This is a genomic window from Nostoc sp. CmiVER01 (genome assembly GCF_034531135.2).
Taxonomy (GTDB): Bacteria; Cyanobacteriota; Cyanobacteriia; order Cyanobacteriales; family Nostocaceae; genus Nostoc.
This window is the reverse complement of record NZ_JAVRBU020000002.1, coordinates 84938-107088: the sequence shown is the minus strand read 5'-3', so window position 1 is coordinate 107088 and position 22151 is coordinate 84938. Positions and strand designations below refer to the sequence as shown.

General features: G+C 42.5%; 17 protein-coding genes, 1 tRNA gene and 1 pseudogene. 8 read left to right on the top strand and 11 right to left on the bottom strand.

What is annotated here, in order from left to right; genetic code table 11:
* Positions 1-100 precede the first annotated feature (100 nt).
* The 6 genes from cysW to purE all read right to left on the bottom strand — a co-directional run bounded on the left by cysW (position 101) and on the right by purE (position 5493).
* On the bottom strand, positions 101-976 hold the full coding sequence (cysW, locus tag RMZ43_RS03100) for a sulfate ABC transporter permease subunit CysW (protein WP_322654676.1): 876 nt from the start codon (positions 974-976) through the stop codon (positions 101-103).
* Positions 963-1823, bottom strand: coding sequence for a sulfate ABC transporter permease subunit CysT (gene cysT, locus RMZ43_RS03095; RefSeq protein ID WP_322654677.1), 861 nt, complete (start codon positions 1821-1823; stop codon positions 963-965). Before cysT ends, cysW begins: the two co-directional genes overlap by 14 nt.
* A gap of 213 nt (positions 1824-2036) precedes the next feature.
* Positions 2037-3179: a sulfate ABC transporter substrate-binding protein gene (locus RMZ43_RS03090; RefSeq protein WP_322654678.1), complete on the bottom strand. Its 1143-nt coding sequence runs from the start codon at positions 3177-3179 to the stop codon at positions 2037-2039.
* A 535-nt stretch (positions 3180-3714) separates the two neighbouring features.
* Positions 3715-4494: a class II glutamine amidotransferase gene (locus RMZ43_RS03085; RefSeq protein ID WP_322654679.1), complete on the bottom strand. Its 780-nt coding sequence runs from the start codon at positions 4492-4494 to the stop codon at positions 3715-3717.
* Positions 4495-4655: 161 nt separating this feature from the next.
* Positions 4656-4955 carry a putative quinol monooxygenase gene (locus RMZ43_RS03080; RefSeq protein ID WP_322654680.1) on the bottom strand — a complete coding sequence of 100 codons (300 nt, stop codon included), beginning with the start codon at positions 4953-4955 and terminating at the stop codon, positions 4656-4658.
* A 19-nt stretch (positions 4956-4974) separates the two neighbouring features.
* On the bottom strand, positions 4975-5493 hold the full coding sequence (gene purE, locus RMZ43_RS03075; protein ID WP_322654681.1) for a 5-(carboxyamino)imidazole ribonucleotide mutase: 519 nt from the start codon (positions 5491-5493) through the stop codon (positions 4975-4977).
* A gap of 159 nt (positions 5494-5652) precedes the next feature.
* Here purE and nagA point away from each other — a divergent pair, with 159 nt between their 5' ends.
* Positions 5653-6873: an N-acetylglucosamine-6-phosphate deacetylase gene (gene nagA, locus RMZ43_RS03070; protein ID WP_322654682.1), complete on the top strand. Its 1221-nt coding sequence runs from the start codon at positions 5653-5655 to the stop codon at positions 6871-6873.
* A gap of 101 nt (positions 6874-6974) precedes the next feature.
* On the opposite strand, the gene RMZ43_RS03065 is transcribed toward nagA, so the two are convergent.
* The 3 genes from RMZ43_RS03065 to RMZ43_RS03055 all read right to left on the bottom strand — a co-directional run bounded on the left by RMZ43_RS03065 (position 6975) and on the right by RMZ43_RS03055 (position 11193).
* Complete coding sequence (locus RMZ43_RS03065; RefSeq protein ID WP_322654744.1) at positions 6975-8099, bottom strand: site-2 protease family protein; 1125 nt, start codon at positions 8097-8099, stop codon at positions 6975-6977.
* Between the two features lie 290 nt (positions 8100-8389).
* Positions 8390-8809: a DUF6220 domain-containing protein gene (locus tag RMZ43_RS03060; protein WP_322654683.1), complete on the bottom strand. Its 420-nt coding sequence runs from the start codon at positions 8807-8809 to the stop codon at positions 8390-8392.
* Between the two features lie 671 nt (positions 8810-9480).
* Positions 9481-11193, bottom strand: coding sequence for a putative bifunctional diguanylate cyclase/phosphodiesterase (locus tag RMZ43_RS03055; protein ID WP_322654684.1), 1713 nt, complete (start codon positions 11191-11193; stop codon positions 9481-9483).
* A gap of 386 nt (positions 11194-11579) precedes the next feature.
* Here RMZ43_RS03055 and RMZ43_RS03050 point away from each other — a divergent pair.
* A pseudogene (locus tag RMZ43_RS03050) lies at positions 11580-12029 on the top strand (ester cyclase); the annotation flags it as partial.
* Positions 12030-12163: 134 nt separating this feature from the next.
* Here RMZ43_RS03050 and RMZ43_RS03045 read toward each other — a convergent pair.
* Together RMZ43_RS03045 and RMZ43_RS03040 are read right to left on the bottom strand one after the other, a co-directional pair.
* Entirely contained in the window at positions 12164-12841 is a 678-nt protein-coding gene (locus tag RMZ43_RS03045) for a phosphorylase (RefSeq protein ID WP_322654685.1), read from the bottom strand.
* Positions 12842-12852: 11 nt separating this feature from the next.
* Positions 12853-13053, bottom strand: coding sequence for a hypothetical protein (locus tag RMZ43_RS03040; protein ID WP_322654747.1), 201 nt, complete (start codon positions 13051-13053; stop codon positions 12853-12855).
* Between RMZ43_RS03040 and RMZ43_RS03035 the strand changes: the two genes are divergently transcribed.
* From RMZ43_RS03035 to RMZ43_RS03010, 6 genes are all read left to right on the top strand, one after another.
* Positions 13023-15731 carry an efflux RND transporter permease subunit gene (locus RMZ43_RS03035; RefSeq protein ID WP_322654686.1) on the top strand — a complete coding sequence of 903 codons (2709 nt, stop codon included), beginning with the start codon at positions 13023-13025 and terminating at the stop codon, positions 15729-15731. The two genes, RMZ43_RS03040 and RMZ43_RS03035, sit on opposite strands and share 31 nt — an antisense overlap.
* Entirely contained in the window at positions 15731-16747 is a 1017-nt protein-coding gene (gene hpnA / locus RMZ43_RS03030) for a hopanoid-associated sugar epimerase (RefSeq protein WP_322654687.1), read from the top strand. Before RMZ43_RS03035 ends, hpnA begins: the two co-directional genes overlap by 1 nt.
* 64 nt (positions 16748-16811) lie before the next feature.
* Positions 16812-17831 carry an adenosyl-hopene transferase HpnH gene (hpnH, locus tag RMZ43_RS03025; protein WP_322654688.1) on the top strand — a complete coding sequence of 340 codons (1020 nt, stop codon included), beginning with the start codon at positions 16812-16814 and terminating at the stop codon, positions 17829-17831.
* A gap of 452 nt (positions 17832-18283) precedes the next feature.
* A complete protein-coding gene (locus tag RMZ43_RS03020; protein ID WP_322646863.1) occupies positions 18284-18745 on the top strand; it encodes a tRNA (cytidine(34)-2'-O)-methyltransferase in 462 nt (153 codons plus the stop codon).
* Positions 18746-19536: 791 nt separating this feature from the next.
* Positions 19537-21840, top strand: a complete 2304-nt coding sequence (locus RMZ43_RS03015) for a peptidoglycan DD-metalloendopeptidase family protein (RefSeq protein ID WP_322654689.1) — start codon at positions 19537-19539, stop codon at positions 21838-21840.
* Positions 21841-22005: 165 nt separating this feature from the next.
* Positions 22006-22079: transfer RNA gene (locus RMZ43_RS03010), tRNA-Met, on the top strand.
* Positions 22080-22151 lie beyond the last annotated feature (72 nt).

The following is a 22151-nucleotide window of genomic DNA, read 5'->3' as shown; positions in this document are numbered from 1 at the left end:
ACCCTAACGGTAATTTCCTTATAGGTACTAAGTAGATCGTACCATGTCCCATGATTTGCTTGTATCCTATTCAAAGGATAACTATAATCTCTTGATTTTTCTATTCAACATCTTTAATGCGAGTTTTCCGTTCCAGAATCTCCTTCAGCACTAAGGTTACTACTGCTAGCAATGCTAACAGTACAGCCGCAGAGAAGGCAGCTTCAGTTTCATATTGTTTGTAAGCGTCTTCTACAAACAGTGGTAAGCTCTGGGTTTGGTCAGCAATGTTACCAGATACCACCGAAACCGCACCGAATTCACCCATTGCTCTAGCATTGGTCAAAATTAAACCGTATAGTAAGCCCCAACGGATACTGGGTAGGGTGACGCGCCAAAATATCTGCCAATCTTTTGCCCCTAAAGTTCTAGCAGCTTCTTCTTGATCCTTGCCAAATTCCTCTAAAACAGGAATGACTTCCCGTGCCACAAAGGGCATACTCACAAAGGCTGTAGCCAGCACCATACCTGGAAAGGCAAAGATTATTTTCACATCATGAGCTTGGAGCCAAGGGCCAAACCACCCATTGCGTCCGTAAAGTAGCACAATCATCAATCCTGCAACTACGGGCGAGATGGAAAAGGGCAAGTCAATAATGCTCAAAACTACGGCGCGTCCAGGAAATTTATGACGAGCGATCGCCCAAGCTGCACATAAACCAAATACTGTATTTAAAGGTAGAGAAATCACAGCCAGCAATAGGGTTAGCCAAGCTGCATGGAGAAAAGCTGGGCGCGATAGGTTGGATAGAAACGGCCCAACTCCTTTGCTGAAGGCTTGGACAAAAACGTTAATTGCCGGGATATATTGAACTAGGGCTAAATAGGCGATCGCTATACCAATTAAAACTAGTGGTACCCAACTCTTCTGCTCTTTCGGCTTGGCCGTATGTGTATCAGATGCAGATGAGTGAAAACTTGGCTTATCTACTGTCATATCGCCTTGCCCATGCTTGTAAGAAATTAATTGCCAATAGCAATACCAACGAAATTGATAGTAAAACTATGCCAATTACTGTTGCACCAGAATAGTCATATTGCTCTAATCGCTGGAAAATCAGCACAGGTGCGATTAAATCTTGATAAGGAGTATTGGAAGAGATAATTACAGTTGATCCATATTCCCCAACTGCACGGGAGAAACCCAAGGCAACACCAGTTAAAATTGTCGGAAATAAAGGTGGCAAAATCACTTTCCAAAATGTTTGCCATTGAGAAGCACCTAGACACCAAGCGGCTTCTTCAATTTCATGTTCCATTTCCTGAAGCACGGGTTGCACAGTTCTCACAACAAAAGGTAGCGAGATAAATATCATTGCCACCGCAACTCCCGTGCGGGTAAAAGATACCTTAATTCCCAGTGGTGTTAGTAGCGAACCTATCCAACCATTATTACTGTAGACTGTTGCCAGTGTTAACCCTGCTACCGAAGTTGGTAGTGCAAAGGGTAAATCCACTGTGGCGTCAATCAAGCGTTTTAAGGGGAAGTCGTAGCGAACCAAAACCCAGGCAATTAAAGTACCAAATACGCCATTGAGCAAGGCTGCAAATATTGCTGTAACAAAAGTGACGTTATATGTTGCTAATGCTACATCACTGGTTGCGATCGCCCAAAATCTCGCCGGAGGTTCCGTACTTGCTTTCAAGAACATGGCAATTATGGGGATAAACAACATCACTGTCAGGTATCCTATGGTGATTCGCCAAGTCCAAGGAACCCGCCCCAATTTCTTCCAGAATGGTGTTTTGTGTTCAACTTTCAGCGACGGAGATACAGTTGTCATAGTCAAAAATTCAAAATCTAAAATTCACAAGAAGTTTTGGCGTTGCTGATTGGGATATGAAAAATAATTTTGCATCATTTTAAAATCTTTATAGAGACGTTGCATTGCAACGTCTCTACATCCACCTTCATAACTCGATTCAGCAGCACCGAAGTTTTTTGTTAGTGATTGGGTGTTTTTTCTACTGACCACCCACGATTGACTAATGACTAATTATTTTTTCTTGGCTTGAATCTGGTCAAAAATCGCTCCCTCTGCGAAGAACTTTTTATTGATTCCATCCCAACCGCCGAAGTCTGCAACTGTACCTAAAGTTTTCACCTTGGGAAATTTGTCTGCAACTTCTTTACTTAGGCTTAAAGTATCATCTGCCGGTCGGAATCCCAATTTTGCAAACTCCTGTTGAGCCTCTGGAGTATACAGATATTTGACAAAACCTTCAGCAACTTCACGCGTACCGTGCTTATCAACATTTTTATCTACTACTGCGATTGGATTATCGATAGATATATTGACATCAGGAATAATCGCAGTCAATTTTTCACCCTTTTGTTCTGCTAAGATAATCTCATTTTCATAGTTAATCAGGGCATCACCTTGACCCTGTTTGAAAAAGGCATCAGTAGCTTCACGAGCATCTTTAGTCAACAAAGGCACGTTTCTGTACACTTTGGTAACAAATTCAGTTGCTTTAGCATCATCTCCACCAGTTTTAATCACTGAATTCCAAAGAGCTAAGAAATTCCAACGAGCAACTCCTGATGTTTTAGGGTCAGCAGTAATTAGTTTGATACCGTCTTTAGATAAATCTTGCCAAGTCTTGATGTTTTTCGGATTTCCTGGACGGGTGACTAATGCTGCCACCGATTTGGAGACAATACCATTATTGGGAACTTCTTTTTCCCATCCTGGTTGAATTAATCCAGCCTTTTCAATCTTTGAGGTGTCTCCAGCTAGTGCCAAGTGAACAACATCTGCTTCCAAACCATCGATAACGGCGCGAGTTTGGGAACCAGATCCGCCATAGCTTTGCTTGAAGACGACAGTTTGGTTATGATCCTTCTTCCACTGTTCGACAAATTTAGGAATAATTGCTTCGTGAGCCGCTTTGGTAACTGCAAAAGAAACCAGAGTTAGTTCAACATTATCTTTGCTTGCAGCCACAGGAGCAGCACTAGGGGTTTCAGAGGAAGGATTACTTGCTGTTCCACCAGAGCAGGCGGCAAGCGCCACACTCAAAACAGTTCCTACTAAAAAGAGCGATACAAAGCTTTTGAGCGAATTCAGTCTGAACCGATACATTCTGTGTTCAGCCATCGCTTGTAACCTTTTCAGTGGGCGTTGCCACAAACTCATTCTATTTCCTCCGCTAAATCTACAAATAATCGATGGGAATATAGTTATATAGTGTTTATCATACTTGATAATTCTATGTATCTAGTTGCAAACACCAATAAACCTCACATTCTTTATCAAGATCATGGTGATTTTACCAGTTTTGTGAGGAATTAGAAATGTTTTTACTTTGAAGTATCAAGTTGTCATCACAATTTGCTACCTGATGTAAGTAAAACAGCATAAATAATTAAAGGTTTGTAGTAAGGACTTCAATCCTTCTTTTAGGACTAAAATCTTTACTACAAAATCAATTCCAATATTTTTACATTACTTAATATAGTTTTATTTATTCGCACCGACTTACTTATCAAGCAACTTGCTAGGGAATAGTAAGTTTTTACTAAAACGAGCCTAAAAGTGTTAGGAAAATCATTGTCGGCAAGCAACTGTGGTACATCAATATGAAAAGTACGAAAAACAAAACCCATCTAGAAAGTATCTAAATGGGAAAATTTTCTGGTTCATTTTTGAATTGGCCAACAGGATCAGATTCTTAACTAAATGCATATTTCAGGGGCAGCCCGTCCTGAAAGACAAGTAATTCTCCCGGTTGGATTTGTGTCCAAACTTCGTTGTCAGTCAGGGGAGTGGTGGCAATGACAGCGACGCGATCGCGTTCTGTAGTTACCTCCCGAAAATCTACGGTCATGTCTTGGTCAATTAAATGGGCAGCTGCAAAGGGCGCTTGGCGAACAATGTAGCTGAGTTTAGTTGAACAATAAGCAAAAAAGTGGACTCCATCTGATAATAAGTAATTAAATATACCCAGTTTTGCAATTACAGCAGTAATTTCTTGCAGCACAGGGTACAGTTTCTTGATGTCAGGCTTACCCCCAGGAAAGCGCGATCGCAATGTTTCTAGGATCATACAGAATGCTTTTTCACTGTCTGTATCACCTACGGCTTGATAAAAGCCCAAATTTTCTGGATCAAAATCTGGCAAATTACCGTTGTGGGCAAATACCCAATACTGACCCCACAATTCTCTGCGGAAAGGATGGCAGTTGTGTAAGGCAACTTCACCCTGAGTAGCTTTACGGATATGGGCTATGACATGGGTTGAGTGAATGGGATAACTCCGCACAAACTCTGCGACAGGAGAAGCAACAGAAGGTTGGGCATCTAAAAACATCCGACATCCCTTTCCTTCAAAGAAAGCAATGCCCCAGCCATCGCTATGATCATCCGTTTTTCCTCCCCGTGCAGAAAACCCTTCAAAAGAAAAGCAAATATCCGTTGGAACATTGCAATTCATTCCGAGCAATTGACACATGGATGTTGTCGCTCTCAATTTTTGACTACGGCCTCAGAATCAAGATACTTCAGAATGCTGCATTGATTCTGGAGCGATCGCTTCAATCTTAGAATTGAAAGCTGAGATATTCCAAATGATCCTTAAAAATAAAGAATCTGCTTCAAGTAAGCGATATGACACTATGCCAAAAGATGATATCGGCGGATATCGGGTGCAGTAGCCACTAAAGTTTCTAGTTTGGCTGCTAACGCTTGGAGATGGGGTGAATCTAGATGAGTAGTTAGGGCTTCATGAGAAGTCCACTCCTCTATAAAAGTAAAGTCTGTTAGGTCATATTGGTTTTGCAAAAGTTCATAGTTGATCGCACCTGCTTCCTGTCGGCTTGGCTCAATGAGTTCTAGAAGTACAGCTTTTAGTTCTTCTACTTTGTTAGGCAAAGCAGTAATACGGGCAACTACGCGAATAGTTTGGTTAGTCATTTGTCAATTACAAATTATCTTAAAACATTTGCTGTAAATATTGCTCATAGCCTAATTCTTCTAGTTTTGCTTGTTTTGCAATTACTGATTCACATAGGTTTTGGCGATATTGCTGCACTCTTTCTAACAATTCTGGTTGATAAGTTGCAAGAATTTGTACTGCTAAAAGTCCGGCATTTTTGGCATTACCGATCGCTACTGTTGCTACAGGAATACCCGCAGGCATTTGTAAAATAGAATACAAAGAATCAATACCTTGTAAGTTACGAGTAGGTACAGGAACACCAATAACAGGAAGTGGAGTTAAAGACGCTACCATTCCCGGCAGATGGGCAGCACCCCCGGCACCAGCAATAATTACCTTAATACCGCGTTGGTGTGCAAATTGAGCATATTGCACCATGCGTTCTGGGGTACGATGAGCAGAAACGATCGCCACTTCGCTTTCAACGCTAAATTCTTTACAAACTGCGATCGCGTCTTTCATAGTGGGCAAATCGGAATCGCTGCCCATGATAATACCAACTAAGGGAGTCATAATAATTCAAAATTTAAAATTTAAAATTCAAAATTATTTGAGCTAGCTTATGGAAGCTAAGTAATGCCGATCATCATCTCATTTATTGGCGTTGTTTGAATTGATTTATTGATATTGGTTGCATCTAAAATCAGATTTAGCTATTTTCTCGTCAGTGTGATGACCCAAGCAACACAAAATTCTGTAGATATTATCAATGCTAGAGTGCCTGGTTACAAAGATTTGCAGATGCTCTTAATTAACCAGGAGGGCATAATTGAGCAAATCTTGCCAATGGGTACAGTAGAAATGCACAGATGTACCTCCCTACTAGATGTTGGTGGTGACTGGATTTCTCTAGGCGGAGTTGATTTGCAAATTAACGGTGCGTTGGGTTTGGCATTTCCCGAATTGACGCCTGAAAATGCTCACATACTCCAGAAAATCTCACAATTTTTGTGGGATGTTGGGGTAGATGGATTTTTACCGACACTTGTGACAACTTCAGTCGAAAATATTCAGCGATCGCTTGCTATTATTGCTGAGGTTATCCCTACTCAAAAAGCTGGTGCCAAGATTCTGGGAGTACACTTAGAAGGCCCATTTTTGAATCTCCAAAAGCGCGGCGCACACCCAGCAGAGTACTTGTTACCCTTAACAATTGATCAGGTAAAGCGGGTTTTGGGTAATTATGCTCATGTGGTGAAAATCATCACCTTAGCACCGGAGTTAGATCCTACTGGTGAAGTAATTCCATATTTGCGTTCTTTAGGAATTATTGTCAGTTTAGGGCATTCTCAAGCAACAGAGGCCCAAGGGCAACGAGCCTTTGAGGAAGGTGCAACAATGGTAACTCATGCTTTCAACGCCATGCCACCATTACATCACCGCGAACCAGGATTATTAGGGGCAGCAATTACCCATCCTAATGTAATCTGTGGTTTTATTGCTGATGGTGAACACGTTTCGCCTACGATGCTGCAAATTTTACTTCGCGCTAGCTATCAAGAAAAAGGGCTGTTCCTCGTCAGCGATGCCCTTTCACCTCTAGGGCTACCCGATGGCGTATATCCTTGGGATACTCGGCAAATTGAAGTTAAAAACGGTACTGCACGACTGCCAGATGGCACTTTGTCGGGGACGACTTTACCTTTATTGGTAGGAGTGCAGAATTTGGTGAATTGGGGAATTTGTGACGTAGAAAGTGCAATTTTACTCGCTACTAATGCACCTAGAAAAGCGATTGGTTTACCAGGAATTGCCAATAGTCAACCCGCTAATTTATTACGCTGGCATTGGAATGAGACTACAAAAAAATTAACTTGGCGACGTGTTCTTACCGCAGAGATGGTGAAGAAGGCAGGAAGTTGGAATTTATCTGTTGCTCTCAACCCCATCTAATGGGACTTCTAAATGAAAAATACCCCATTGCTTTTAAGGCAAGGGGGCAGGGGGCAGGGAGCAGGGGGAAAAGAGGAAATCTCCCCTGTCTCTTCATTGAACTATGCAGGGTTAGGTTGGGTTCGGCTTTGAAGTAGCTGGATAATAGCAGCTTTTTCTAAGATTCCAACTAGAACACCATTCTTGCGAATCACCGGAAGCACAGATAGCTTTTGTTGTTCGAGTAACTGCATGACTTCCAGCAGAGGTTGATCTGATTGAACTGTGGTAGATTCAGTAATTGGTCGCATGACGTCTTTTACTTGAGTTTCTGACCACATTGCTGTTGGGATGGTTCGTAAATTATCAATAGCGATCGCACCTACTAATTGTCCATCATCATCAGTCACTAAGAACCGATGCCAGTTTTGCCCACTTATGACTCGCTCATCGGCAAACTCTCGCAGAGTAAGATTAGCAGATACAATCGGGCTATCATGGGTTACAGCATCTTCGGCTGTCAAACCTGTGAGTTTTTCTTGCACTCTGGCAAATTGAGCCGAATTACCAGCATTTTGCAACAAGAAGAAGCCAACTAACAAATTCCAGAAGTTACCAGCGCTGCCAAATAATATTAGAGGAAGTACACCTGAAAGAATTGCTACCCAACCAAAGATTTGCCCAACTCGACTAGCAAAGGTCACACCTTTATAAGGATTGCCTGTAATTTTCCAAACGATGGCTTTCAGTATATTTCCGCCATCTAATGGTAAGCCAGGAATCAGGTTAAACAGCGCTAATGCCAAGTTAACAGAAGCTAGAACACCTAGAATTGCAGCTAATGGCCCTGATGCAGTAGTAGTAACACCAATTACTGTAACGATACCGCACAGTAGGAAACTTACTAAAGGCCCTGCGATCGCTACCCAAAAAGCTTCACCTGGGGTTTTCGATTCTTTTTCTAAGCTAGCTAAACCACCAAATATAAACAGAGTAATAGATTTAACATCAATACCCTGACGAATTGCAACGAAACTGTGGCCTAACTCATGGGCGACGACAGAGGCAAATAACATTAGCGCTGTCATCAATCCCAGAAGCAATGCTAATCCCGCAGACAATTGCGGAAATTGTGCCCCCAGTCCACTGCTATAGCTCCAGGTTACTAAACCCAGAACTAAAAACCATGACGGATGGATATAGAAGGGAATTCCGAAGAGATTACCAACGCGAATTGTGCCATTCATGTCGTTCACCTTTGATTTCAGCTTTGAGAAGTTTGCTTTCTTCCTTCTCAATGTCTTTAGTGTAACGAAAGGTTAAGAGATTTTAATCTTGATGGCGGTAGTGGTGTCCGTCTGTAAAGGTGCGGTTATTGGCAATATTGGCAGCATCGCAAGTAACTCTCATTACTTCTCTATAGTTACATCAGGTAGACGGCTCCACTCATTCCAAGAGCCATCGTAATTCCGAACCTTCGGATAACCTAATATATATTTCTCCAGTAATAGCGCTAAAAGAATTGAAAGTTACAGATTTAGCCTTGGTTGTGGTTGGGAAATACGATCTGCGATGTCCGATGAACTAGGGTTGTGGAAATAGAGAATAAGGAAAAACCTATGAGTGGGTGGAAGACTGCTAAAGGAAAAGGAGTCTTCAAGTGAATTGTGAGAAATTGCAGTCCCAGCAGCACTGGAATACTTGCTGTCAGGCGCTGGACTTTTGGGGGAAACCGCATTAAATATACCCAAATCAACAAAATTAGTGAGAATCCGCTATATCCTCGTACCAACCAAATATGTAGGTTCCACCAATCAGAGTTGTAAAAGTAAGCCAGTCCAACACTGAATACTTGGATTGCTAAACAGAGATTGAAAAACACTACTGCGATAAAAAAACTGATTTGAATCCAGCGCCCGGATATCTGTGTATCATCAATGCCAGAATTTACAGTCATGCTTAAAATCCAAAAAAAGCAAATAAGGGAAAAGACTTGATGTGACTAAAGCTAAGATAAGTCTGGTTGCTATACTGCGCCTAGACCTCGAAAGGGTACAATTTGCCCATGATTGCCTTACAAGCTCTATTTCATGCAATTGCTCAAGCATTTTTCTCCCCCCGTAGTAACAAAAGAGGGCTAATACCAATTCTGTATGAAGATGCGCTAAACCATATTTAAGTACAAGGAAGAAAAACGAACCGCAAAGGATGCATAGACACGAAGTGGCTTCCCGCAGGGTAGGACACAAAGAAAGAAAGAATTTAAGAAGGTTTGGCGCAGCCTCACAAAGAAATGGTATAAGTTTTTTAATTGCGTTAGCGAAGCGGTAGCGAGGAACGAGCGTCCGTAGGAGCGTCATTGCGTTAGCGTAGCGGGGCGTTCGCTTTTAGCGTCTCCAAGAGTTGCCCATTGCGAATTGTGTAATTGATATAAGACATGGCAGTTGATTTGTCCTCGTCCTGATCACTGGCACGTCATGGCATGATATCAAAATTAAGGTGAAACGGCTGAAGGGAAAAGAAAAAGGCTTTGAAGACATCCTTTACCTTTTCCCACACCACAAGCAGGTGAATATTACTTATCCGAAACGTATTCGGGTAACTCTTTGGCGAATAGCATCTACATTATTATGCTGCAATTACCTCTATCTGCTGAGAAATTTTCTGCAACATCGAGGCAATTACATCAGCAGGGACAGGACGACTGAAGTAGTAACCTTGACCTTCATCACATCCCTGCATTTTCAGGTAGTCAAGCTGTTCTTGGGTTTCTACTCCCTCTGCCGTAATACTCAACCGGAGGCTTTTTGCGAGGGCAATAATGGCATTGGTGACGGCAACGCTATCAGGATTGAACATGACATCCTGCACGAATGACTGATCAATCTTTAGTATATTCACAGGAAAGCGCTTCAAGTAGCTTAGGGAAGAATAACCAGTGCCAAAGTCGTCTAGAGCCAACCATATACCGAGTTCTCGTAATTGTTTTAAGGTTTTAATTGATCGCTCGATGTTACCCATCAAGAAGCTTTCTGTTACTTCCAGTTCCAGATCGGATGCTTGGAGTTCAGTTTCCTCAAGAATTTGATTGATGACTTCAACCAGATACGGTTGTTCAAACTGTCGAGATGACAGGTTCACAGACATCCTAATTGGCGTAAATCCAGCAAGCTGCCAAGCACGGTTTTGGGCGCAAGCAGTTCGCAAAACCCATTCGCCAATTTGTACGATCGCACCATTGGCTTCTGCAATTGGAATAAACTTTGCTGGAGAAATCATACCTAAAGTAGGATGCTGCCAGCGAATCAACGCTTCTACAGCTGTAATTTGTCCACTATGTAAATCAATCAGAGGTTGGTAATAAACCACCATTTCCTTGCGCTCAAGCGCCCCATGTAATTCATTTTCTAATGTCAGTCGCTCCTGCAACTGAGTATTAATTTCTGGTGAATAGAATTGGTATTGGCTACGCCCTTGTTGCTTTGCTTGGTAAAGCGCTATATGAGCCTGTTGCAAAAGTTGGTCTACGCTATTGCGCTCATTTAAGTCATTAATTGTAATCCCAATGCTGGCGGTGATATGAATTGAGTTACCCTCAACAGAAAAGGGTTTGCTCAGAGTACTTAACAGCACTTGAGATAGCTTAATCACACTTTCAAAAGAATGAATCTCTGTTCGGACAAGGGCAAATTCATCTCCGCTCAAATGGGCAAGGATATCTGTTTGTCCCATACAGGTTGATAACCTCTGGGCAACTGCTCTTAACAACAAATTTATTGTCTCATGCTCTAACCCATGACTTATACCAGTAAAATCATCAATACTTAGCAAAAAGACAGCTACAAGGCGCTGGTTGTTTTCAGGTTTAGATAGAATTTCATGGAGGCGATCGCAGAATAAATCACGATTGGGCAATCCAGTCAGATCATCATAATTACTGATGTAGTGAATTAACTCATCTAATTTATGAAGAGTTTGTGAGGTATCTGCCATCAATGTACCCGCTTCATCAGCAAATTCTGTGGGCAATTCAGGTAGGGTTTTGGTGTTCAGATAATTTTGCAATGTAGCAGATGTCAAAATGACTGGTTTGAGGAGATGGTTTAGCGCATAGAGGGTGGCGGCTGTACCCGCTAACGTCGCCAACAGAGCAATAATCATAACTCGCGCCGCCATTTCCCAAGAATAGGAGTTTGAGATGACGAAACTCAAAAGTAAGGTCAAAAGTGGTACGTGAGTGCCCAAAAATGCCACCAACATAATTTTAGCGGTGTAACTTTTTTTGAGCCATCCGAAATGAGCTAAAAACGAGTAGAGGTAGAGCTTATGATTGAGTTTCATAAATAATATTTGATAGTTAGCTAATTAGTTCTGAACTATTCTGACAAAAAAGGATTTTGATTCACTATTTACTGGAATAAGCTTTCGTGGAACCCAACCCTCATAAGGCTATATATTATGCTTCCCAATTTAGTTTTCTACTTGATATATATAACGATAAAGTTTGTGTAAAGCTTATTCTATAAGAAATTTCAGCATTAATACGTAACTGGATTGATTGTTATTCTATTAATATTTATTAGTTTGTCTTCATGTCATATCAAAGCAAATATAAGACAATACGGTTCAGTTAAGAATTTCTTTCTTCTCTCTGCGTCCTTGGCGTCCTTGGCGGTTCGTTAAAAAAATTCACTTCAATAAGCAGTTTTAGCCTTAACTGAACCGTTAAATCTAATCCTCAACAGTGGCTTTCGATTGTTACTGATAAGTTTAAGATGAGTACCAATGGAGGACAACAATACACTGCTCAGGATGTCGCAGTCGAAGGTACTTATAATCTCTTCCTGGGTGAAAGTGAGCAATATAGCTCTGAAACAGAAACCTTTGAATCTTCATTTCAGGTTTTTCATAATGCTTTTCCTAATGGCTTCCTTTGGGAATTAACAGAAGTCCTTTCGGGTCCACCTAATGTTACTTTTAAGTGGCGGCATTGGGGAACATTTAATGGTTCCTATAAAGACTATGCGCCCACAGGAGAGACGATAGAAATCGTAGGAATTAGTATTGCTCGTGTGAGTGATGATTTGAAGATTGAGTCTTTAGAGCATTATTTTGATAATAATGTCTTTCTTCAAAAATTAACCGCAGGGGGTTGTCCCTTCCATTCCCAAAAGTAGTAGCCTAACTACATGAGACAAAATCTGCCTTCGCAGCAGGGCAAACCTTTGATTTTATATTAGTCCACCTCCGTAGACTACCCTACGGAAAGCCGCAAAGCGTCTATGTTTTTGTAGTGGCGACTTCTAGTCGCCTATTTATTGCTAGAAAAAAGCCGATTTGTAACTTGCTCTAACACTTTTAATGCTGTTAACGAACCTCGAATCAGTCGAGTAGCAGCAAGGGGTTGTCGAAGCATTCCTATCGCTAAAGGGAAAGGATTTAGGGAGCCATCAGAGTTAATTGCTGGTGTGAGATCGGGGATATCGTGCTGACAATTGTCGCTGACTACTCGCAGCATTGCCACTGTAACTCCAGCCGCATTGAAAAACTCTAGGGCTGTAAATCCTTCCATATCAACAACATCAGCAGCCATCTCACCTAAACGGCGTTTTTCGGCAGCAGACCAAATTACGCGATCGCTTGTCATAGACTTGACTAATGAGGCTTTTTCTGATATGTCAGAGTGTAATTGTGTTGTGAAAGTGCGATCGCACTCTAACCGCTTCCCTTGATAAACACAATCTTGATATAAAACAACATCACCAACTGTATAGCGATCGCTCAAGCTGCCACAGATACCCATAATCAGCACTCTGGATGGAGCTAAAAATTCTCCTTGTTGTAGATATTTAAGTAAAGGCTTCATGCCAACAGGTATCGCTACTACCGTTGGGATCGAACCAGTAACGCCGCTTAATCCGCGACAGACAGCTTTATATTCTGCTCCCTGAGGTACCAGAATTGTGTTGATGGGCAAAAAATTAGGCAATAGTCCTATGCTCAACAGAACCAAGTTTCATCTTTGAAGTTTCCTTTTGTATTAAAGATTAGGTCATATCTGAGTGACAATAAGTAATATTGCTGTTTAGTAGTAACCAAAACTCGCAAACCGAGGGTGATTGCTGTAGCATGACTAAATAATTGTGTCACCCACACGATAATTTTCCAAGATGGTAAAGCTTCATAACTCCAAATCCGCACGAGAAGTCTTCAATATTTCTAAATTGGCGATTCAATTTTCGTGGCTGACAGTGAGTTTTTGGATTGCCGTAACAGTAGCTGGTGTTCTGGCTTTCAGTTCCCTCAAGTATGCCTTGTTTCCAGATATTACATTTCCAGTGGTAGTTGTGAATGCTACAGCCCCCCTGACAACTGCCCTGGATACAGAAGCGAAGCTCACTAAACCCCTGGAAGAACGCCTCCGCTCCCTAGAAGGACTGGAGAATATTCGCTCATCCACTTATCCTAGTCAAACAGCCGTTAGCCTTTCTTTCGCCGTTGGGACGAATTTAGAAACATCGACTAAAGAAGTTGAAATTGCCCTCAAGCAGGTGACTTTGCCTCAAGGCGCAACTTCTAAAATTATTCCTCTGAATTTAAATGAGTCAGCCGCCATTAGTTATGCCATTGAGAGTTCCTCACGGAATCTTACTGATTTGACAAAGTTGGCGAAAGACGAGATTGTAAGTGCGATCGCTAAACTGCCAGGAGTGCTAAAAGTCTCACTCTTGGGTAGTGCTACTGCAACTCCTCCCCTAAATCCATTGAATGCGAGTGCAGCTATTCCCCAAGCAGGGGCAACATTAGTCCGGTTCAACGGGCAAAATGCACTCGCATTTCAGGTAATCAAACGTGGCAATGCTAACACTTTGGAAGTAGTGAGTCGAGTTGAGAAAGAAGTCCAAAGGCTACGGTCTAGTCTGAAGGATGTCAAACTCACTTTAGCTGCTACTCAAGCAGAATATATCCGTCGAGCCACACAGTCAACAATTGATGCGCTGTTGGAAGCAGTTTTGTTGTCAATAGTGGTAATTTTCCCTTTTCTATGGAATTGGCGAGCCACTCTAATTTCTGCCTTAGCGATTCCTACGTCTTTGTTGGCGACGTTTATCGTCATGGCGATTTTCGGCTTTAACCTGGAAACAATTACCCTGCTAGCTTTAGCTTTGGTGATTGGTAGTATTGTTGATGATGCGATCGTTGATGTGGAAAACATCATGCGACACGTAGAAGATGGAGAAACTCCTCGCCAAGCAGCGCTTTTAGCTACAAATGAGATTGGGTTGACAGTCACCGCCGCCACTTTGACAGCAGTAGCAGTTTTTCTACCCATAGGGTTGATGGGCGGGGTAATCGGTCAGTTCTTTAAGCCTTTCGGCATCACTGTTTCAGCCGCTATGCTCGCTTCGATGCTAGTTGCTCGGACTTTATCTCCAGTTCTGGCTATCTACTGGCTGAAACCTAAATCCTCACTCTCCCCGCGTCAAGAAGCAAAAATCTGGGTAGCCTTTACCCAATTTTACAGAAACTTGCTGAGTTGGTCTTTGAATCATCGCAAGATAGTTATCGGGTTAGCTGTACTCAGCTTCATCGCAGGTATAGTACTAATTCCACTAATTCCCAAAGGCTTTATTCCTAAACTTGATCGCGGCGAATTTAATATTGCTTATACAGCTCCTTTGCCGAGTATCCCTAGTGGAGCAGAGGGGCAGGCGGGCACAGAAGCAAGGGAGCAGGGGATAAACCTCAATCCCCAATCCCTAATCCCTAATCCCCCATTCCCAATTCCCAATCCTTTAAATGATTCTCTTGAGGTTGCAAAGAAACTAGAAGAGGTTGTAAGAAAATCACCAGCAGTTGAAACGGTATTTACCACTGTTGGTTCTCGTGAGGGTGAGCCGAACAAAGGCACACTCTATGTAAAGCTTAAAAAAGACCGCACAATCACAACTGCCGAACTACAAGACCAATTCCGCTCCTCATTACCTACTATTTCTGGGGTAACTACTAGTGTCGAAGATATTCAATTTGTCGATTCTGGCGGTCAAAAACCCCTCCAGATAGCTTTACGCGGTAATGATCTCCAAGCCTTAAGCAAAGCAGCCAAAGCAGTTAAAGAGAGAATTCAGAAACTACCGGGATTTGCTGATGTCACAGTCACAGGCGAAACAAATCCACAGGGTACAGTTTTTCAAATCGAGCGTCTGAATAATCAACGAGTGGCTTATGTGAGTGCTAATCTTGGCAAGGATTTATCCTTAGGTAATGCTACTGACAAAGTGGTAGCTGAAGCTAAGGCGGTGTTACCTCCTAATGTTTCATTAAATTTAGGTGGAGATTCTGCTAGCCAAGGTCAGGTTTTTAGCAGTTTTGGCACTACTTTAGCTTTATCTGCCTTGTGTATTGTCATCGTACTAATTTTGCTGTTCAAAAGCTGGGTAGACCCTCTAGTAATTGGTGTCTCTTTGCCTTTAGCAATAGTGGGGGCAATGTTGGCATTACTAATCACCAAAAGCGACTTTGGCATGATCTCACTGATTGGTTTCGTGTTCTTGCTGGGGCTGGCCAATAAGAATGCCATTTTACTAGTGGATTACATCAATCAGTTACGTAACGCTGGCTTAGACCGTACCGAGGCAATCCTCAACACCGGACTAGTGCGCCTCAGACCAATTATGATGACCACTGCCTCGACTATTTTAGGGATGCTACCGATCGCATTAGGTTTTGGTGCTGGTTCGGAATTGCGATCGCCAATGGCTGTAGCGATCGCTGGTGGACTGGTGACTTCAACTATCCTCAGTTTGATTGTTGTGCCGGTAGTTTACGCAATTTTAGATGATTGGTTTCCCCGATTTCAGACGCGGGAGAGAAGTTGATGCAAGTTTTTGTCACCGGGGGTACAGGCTTTATTGGTGCCCACTTAGTACGGTTGTTGCTGCAACAGGGATACAATGTCAAAGCCCTGGTACGCTCAAGCAGCAATTTGGAGAATCTACGCGGTTTGAAGGTGGAAATTGTCAAAGGCGATTTAAACGATCCAAATCTCTGGCAACAGATGAAAGGTTGTCAATATCTATTTCATGTGGCAGCCCATTATTCCCTCTGGCAAACAGACCGGGAGTTACTCTACCAGAACAATGTTTTGGGTACTCGCAATGTGCTGGCAGCAGCCCAGAAATCTGGCATTGAGCGCACCGTTTATACCAGTTCAGTAGCGGCAATTGGGGTAGGATCATTTGGTCAAGTCGTCGATGAGACACATCAGAGTCCCTTAGAAAAGCTGGTTGGTGACTACAAAAAGTCTAAGTTTCTCGCTGAACAAGAAGCCATACAAGCCGTTGCTAAAGGTCAGGAGGTAGTTATAGTCAATCCCAGTAGCCCAATAGGCTCGTTGGATATCAAACCTACCCCGACAGGTGATATAATCCTGCGGTTCTTGCGTAGGCAAATGCCTTTTTACTTAGATACTGGTTTAAATTTTATCGATGTGCGGGATGTGGCATGGGGGCATTTACTGGCTTTGCAACGGGGTAAATCAGGCGATCGCTATATCTTAGGTAATCAAAACCTAAGCCTCAAGCAACTACTCGAACAACTCGCCGATATCACAGGTCTAATAGCACCTCAACGAACAGTACCCGCTTGGCTCCCCCTTAGTGTTGCCTGGGTTGATGAAAAGATTCTCGCACCCTTGGGGAAATCGCCCTCAGTGCCATTAGATGGTGTTCGGATGGCAAAACAACCTATGTATTACGATGCCGCCAAAGCAGTACGAGAATTGGGTTTACCCCAATCTCCGCTAAAGGTGGCACTTAGGGATGCTGTAGATTGGTTTGTTGCTCAGGGATATGTCAACCCTTCTAGGGAATTCAAAATCCAAAATTCAAAATGAAAGACCCCGCAGATAAATCTTGGGGTTGAGAACGTGGTGTTTTTACCAACAGAGGAGTAATAAGATGGCAGTTAATCTACAACAAGCTATGGATATTGGGAAGTATCTTGTTACCCAGCGTTTGAAAGGACGTAAACGCTTCCCCTTAGTATTGATGTTGGAACCTCTTTTTCGGTGTAATTTAGCCTGTACCGGTTGTGGTAAAATCCAACATCCAAAGGAAATTTTAAAGCAAAATCTTACCCCAGAACAGTGCTTTGCCGCAGTAGAAGAGTGTGGCGCACCAGTTGTCTCAATTCCAGGGGGAGAACCGCTTCTACATCCTCAGATTGATGAGATTGTTCAGGGATTAATTGAGCGCAAAAAATATATTTACTTGTGTACCAATGGCTTGTTGTTAGAAAAGAGCCTGGATAAGTTTCAACCTTCCCCTTACCTGACTTTTAGCGTCCATTTAGATGGGATGCGGGACTTGCACGATCAGTGTGTTGATCGCAAAGGTGTTTTTGATATTGCTGTCAAAGCCATTCGCGCTGCTAAAGCTAAAGGCTTTCGTGTCACTACTAACACCACTATCTTTGAGGGTACTGAACCTAGAGATATGCAAGAGTTCTTCGACTTTCTGGAAACCCTTAATACTGACGGGATGATGATTTCTCCCGGTTACAGTTACGAGTGGGCACCAGATCAAGATCATTTTCTCCATCGTGAACAAACACGCACCTTATTCCGGCAAATTCTGGCTCCATACAAAGCTGGTGAAAAAAACTGGAACTTCAATCACAATCCACTGTTCTTAGATTTTCTCACTGGTGAAAAGGATTACGAATGCACGCCTTGGGGTAGCCCTAGTTATAGCGTTCTCGGCTGGCAAAAACCTTGCTATTTGCTAAACGAAGGTTACTACTCTACTTTCAAAGAATTAGTGGCACAAACTGACTGGAGTCAATATGGCCAGAAGAGTGGTAATCCCAAGTGTGCCGATTGCATGGTTCACTGCGGTTACGAACCCACCGCCGCAATGGATGCAATGCAACCGCAAAATATGGCGCGTGCCCTTGGCAGTGTGTTTGGCAGGGCCTAATAGGCTGTTTCATTAATTTTGAGGGGGTTGAGAAACAAACCGCATAAACCCAAAGAAAGAGGTTATTGTCCAGTAGTTCTTTTCTCCCCCTGCTTCTCTTCTTCCCATGCTCCACCTGCCTCAACCAAAAAACTCCTTAACCTAACGGTATTGAGTACACTCCAATTAAAAATTCTTAATTTTTAATTATCAAAAGGAGTTGACTTCTGTCTTGCAGTACTAGACCTAGAAGACACAAGTCTTTTCTCTTTCTACACAAAACTTAATATTTACTAATTTTAACTAAACATCCCCTTAGACATTGTTTTGGAAGCGTTTGGGCCTCGTTTTAAAAATCTAATTAATGGAGGATGCTTGATTATTATTAACAAAACCTATGAATCGCCTCTACCGTTTGGTAGATTTAACATAGACAGGAAATTTTTTTATACAATACGTAGATTACACGGTCAATGCCCCAGGTAGTTTTAGTTAACCCACAAATTCCTCCTAATACAGGTAATATTGCCCGTACTTGTGCAGCTACGGGTACAGAGTTGCATTTGGTGGGGCCTTTGGGATTTGAAATTAGCGATCGCTACCTCAAAAGAGCAGGATTGGATTACTGGCCTTACGTTAAACTGCATTATCACGAATCGCTAGAAGCCTTTAAAACCGTACATCAGCAGCGTGGAGGCAGATGCTTAGGTTTTAGTGTCCGTGGAAAATGTAATTACGTCAGCTTTCAGTTTCAACCAGATGATTGGTTGCTGTTCGGTAGTGAAACTACCGGCTTACCACCAGCAATTTTGTCAGATTGCGATGCTACTCTGTATATTCCCATGAACCAACCGGGAGTTCGCAGCTTGAATCTTTCAGTAAGCGTAGCAATTAGCTTATTTGAAACCCGTCGTCAGTTAGGCTATCTACAATAGTTATTTACCTTCATATTCATAAGTAAATATACTTACAAATTTTCTAGTTATCTATTAGACGAAAGATTTGTGGCAGTAAAAGTTTTCTTGATTACTGCAATAATATGTAAAACAAGATACCTAAAATTGGTTTATTTACGAAATTGTAGTGGAAGATACTTACAAGGATAGGAGGGTTATTATAAGAAATCTGTATATAAAAGTTGGAATATTGCCAAATTTGAATGATAGATTTTGATGAATCTGAAGCATCCTAAATTGGGGGTAAAAATAGCTAAATCCAGTCATATTAAACGTTTGAGCCATTTTAGTTCGAGCAACGTTAGAAAGTAGGCCCAAAGTAGCCGATAGATCATACGGTTGTTTTTTAGGGAATAATCAACGTAAAGTCTCGTGTTGAGAAGACTGATTGGGTAGAAATATCTTGAAGATATCTACAGTGGGGGGCATCATTTTTCCAGAAGTCGCAGCAATTTTATTCTCGGCAGCGACTATGGACTTGGCATATAGTTTGTCTAGTCCCCGCGATTGACGCAAGACAATAGCGGACAATGGTAAAAAGTAAAACGTCCTAAGTGGTGTGAGGAGTGGTTCGGACAAGTAAACACAGCAAAATTTAACTTTTGCTAATACGTGTGAACTTGTTTAAATCAGAGAAGCAGGTTAATCTTGCGTAAGCATCTCTGGTGAATGTGATCTTGATCTATCATTCGTTGTGATCTAAATCATTTACTAGTATCCAACTGAAAAATCGAGGTCAGTTAAGCGCTAGTGATCATAGGAGGTCGTCTTTGAAACGAGCATTGAAAAAGAGAGTGAAAGCTGTGTTGAACAATAACCCCAGCAGCGATGATGCCCCGGTAGAACTGCTAAATGTGATAAATCCAAAAGTTAACCGCCGGGTGCGGACAAAAGCCGCCATGATTGGCTTGGCAATCTCTATGGGAGCAACCAGCCTTTTGGTGACTCGACAAAGCGATCAAGCCCAAGCAGCAGTGCCTGTAGGTAGCCAAAAGGCAACCTCAACAATTCCTGCTATTCCTGACACTGAGGTGAAATTTGCCTCCACAAAGCTGGAGTCCCAAGCAGTCTCATCAGCGAGCGTGCCGGAAAATCCTGTTATCGTGGAACCAACGGCAGTCTCACAAGTGCCTGGGCTTGAAGCTAAATGGCAAGTCGCAGCAAAGGGAATGTCTTTGCAAGTTCCTGCATCAGAAAGGTTTTCCCAAGGAACAGCAGTTTATAAAAATTCCACCTACTTGAAGCCCCAAGTGGCACAGGGATTAAACAATACCTTAGCAGAGGCTAGTTTCCCAACAGTCAATAATCTGTCTGAGTCTAGTGCTGATGGTGTTGGTATTGCAAATGCATCACTAACTGCCCAGCCACAAACAGTGGCAACGTCAACGGCAGTCAACAGTGAAATAAATGCACAACTTAAGGCGCAACAAGAGTTCGCACTGAATCGTTTACAAGAAAAATCGAACCGTTTAAGAAACAGTCTGGCACAGTTGCGGTCTGGGGAGACTAAAGATTTATCACAAGCTGATATGGGGTTGGCACAGCCAACAACTGTGGTTGAGAAGACTGTATTAGCCCAGTCGGACACTTCTGGCGATGCAAGCAAAGCGAAGTTGATATCGAAGTTAAAACAGAAGACACAGACAACTGCACTAACACCAGCTAAACCAACAGTTATTGCGTCCTCGACTCGAACAGCCTACGAAGTTAAGCCTGGAGATACACTAGCAGCGATCGCCAGCAGATATAACACTTCCGTATCAGAACTAGTCAAGGCAAATAACCTCAATAATCCAAATGAACTGAAAATTAGCCAACAACTAATTATTCCTGCTGTTCAACAAATTGAGGCAACTGTAGCAAGTAACGCCACTGTAGCGAGTCCTACTTTTGTAGAGTCCAGAAAAGCTCCAAAAGTAAACAACTCCCCTATAAATATTGGTAGTGCCAACTCATATTTACCTAGTTCACCATCACCAGCTATTGCCGACAACAGTAACATTACCGTCCCTACACCGGTAACTGTTCAGGTTCAGGCAAATAGTGCAACCGACTTAGAAACAGCCCCCACCGCTACTTCTTACGGCGTCGGTGGTGAAAATCAAGTGCCACAAACTTTTGCCGAAATGCAACAGTTTAAAGCACCAGCAAATAGGGTAGCAAGGGTCAACAATAACAATAATGACCGTTTGCGGAGCTTACAAGCTGAAATTCAGAGATTACAGCAGAAATATCGCACCCAACAGTCTGGTAACTCAGTTGTGGCAGCAGCACCTTCTGAAACTAATCATGCTGCGATCCTCACTCCTGTTTCTACTCCCAATAATTTCACCGTACCTAATGCGGCTCAACCGAATAGTGTAGCAATCCAAATTCCAGTTCCTACACCGATTCGGAGTAACTATAGCGTTCAGCCAATTAAACCCCAATTTGGTACTCCTGTACGCCCAAGTGAGGCACTAAACCCAGAGTTCTTGCCTAATCTAGGTTCTCCTAGTAAGTGGACTCCCTCTCGTACTCCAGTAGCCGTAAAGGTTGCAACACCTTCTGGAAGAGTAAATGCTTCTGACTCTTTAGGAATGATGCGGGGAAGAACTGTTTCTCCACAGGTAATACCACCTTTGGCAGCAGTTGATCAATATCTGCCCAAACCCATTGACGAACTAACACCTCCTCCATCTTCTTCCTCAACCATAGCTTTCACCTGGCCAGCAAAGGGCACTCTTACCTCTGGCTTTGGTATGCGCTGGGGAAGACCGCACAAGGGAATTGATATTGCTAACTCCACTGGTACACCAGTTGTTGCTTCAGCTGAAGGTACGATAGAAAAAGCTGGCTGGAACAACGGTGGCTACGGCAACCTTGTTGAAATCCGCCATCCTGATGGCAGCACGACTCGCTATGCTCATAACAGCAAAATTCTGGTACAACCTGGTCAGCAGGTGCATCAAGGAGAAACAATCGCTTTAATGGGTACTACTGGTCACAGCACTGGCCCACACAGCCACTTTGAAATTCATCCAGGAGGTAAAGAAGCTGTTAACCCAATAGCCTTCCTACCCCAACGCGTGTAAAACAGGCTATCTATAACGAAATCATTGCCTTGTTAGTTGAGGGAGGTAAACTCCCTCTTTTGCTTTCTATTAGTTCAACGGAGATGAAAGCTGTAAAAAAATTGCAAAAAAGGCTAGCCTTGAGCAAATTTATATGCTATGTTAGTTAATGATTTGGAAAGACATGGCTCAGTAGCTCAGTTGGTTAGAGCACGGGACTCATAAGCCTGGGGTCGTTGGTTCAACTCCGACCTGAGCCACTTTAAAAGACGATAATATAAGGGTTTCAGCTTCTGTACATTGGTGGTCATGGAAGCTGAATCTTTGTTTTA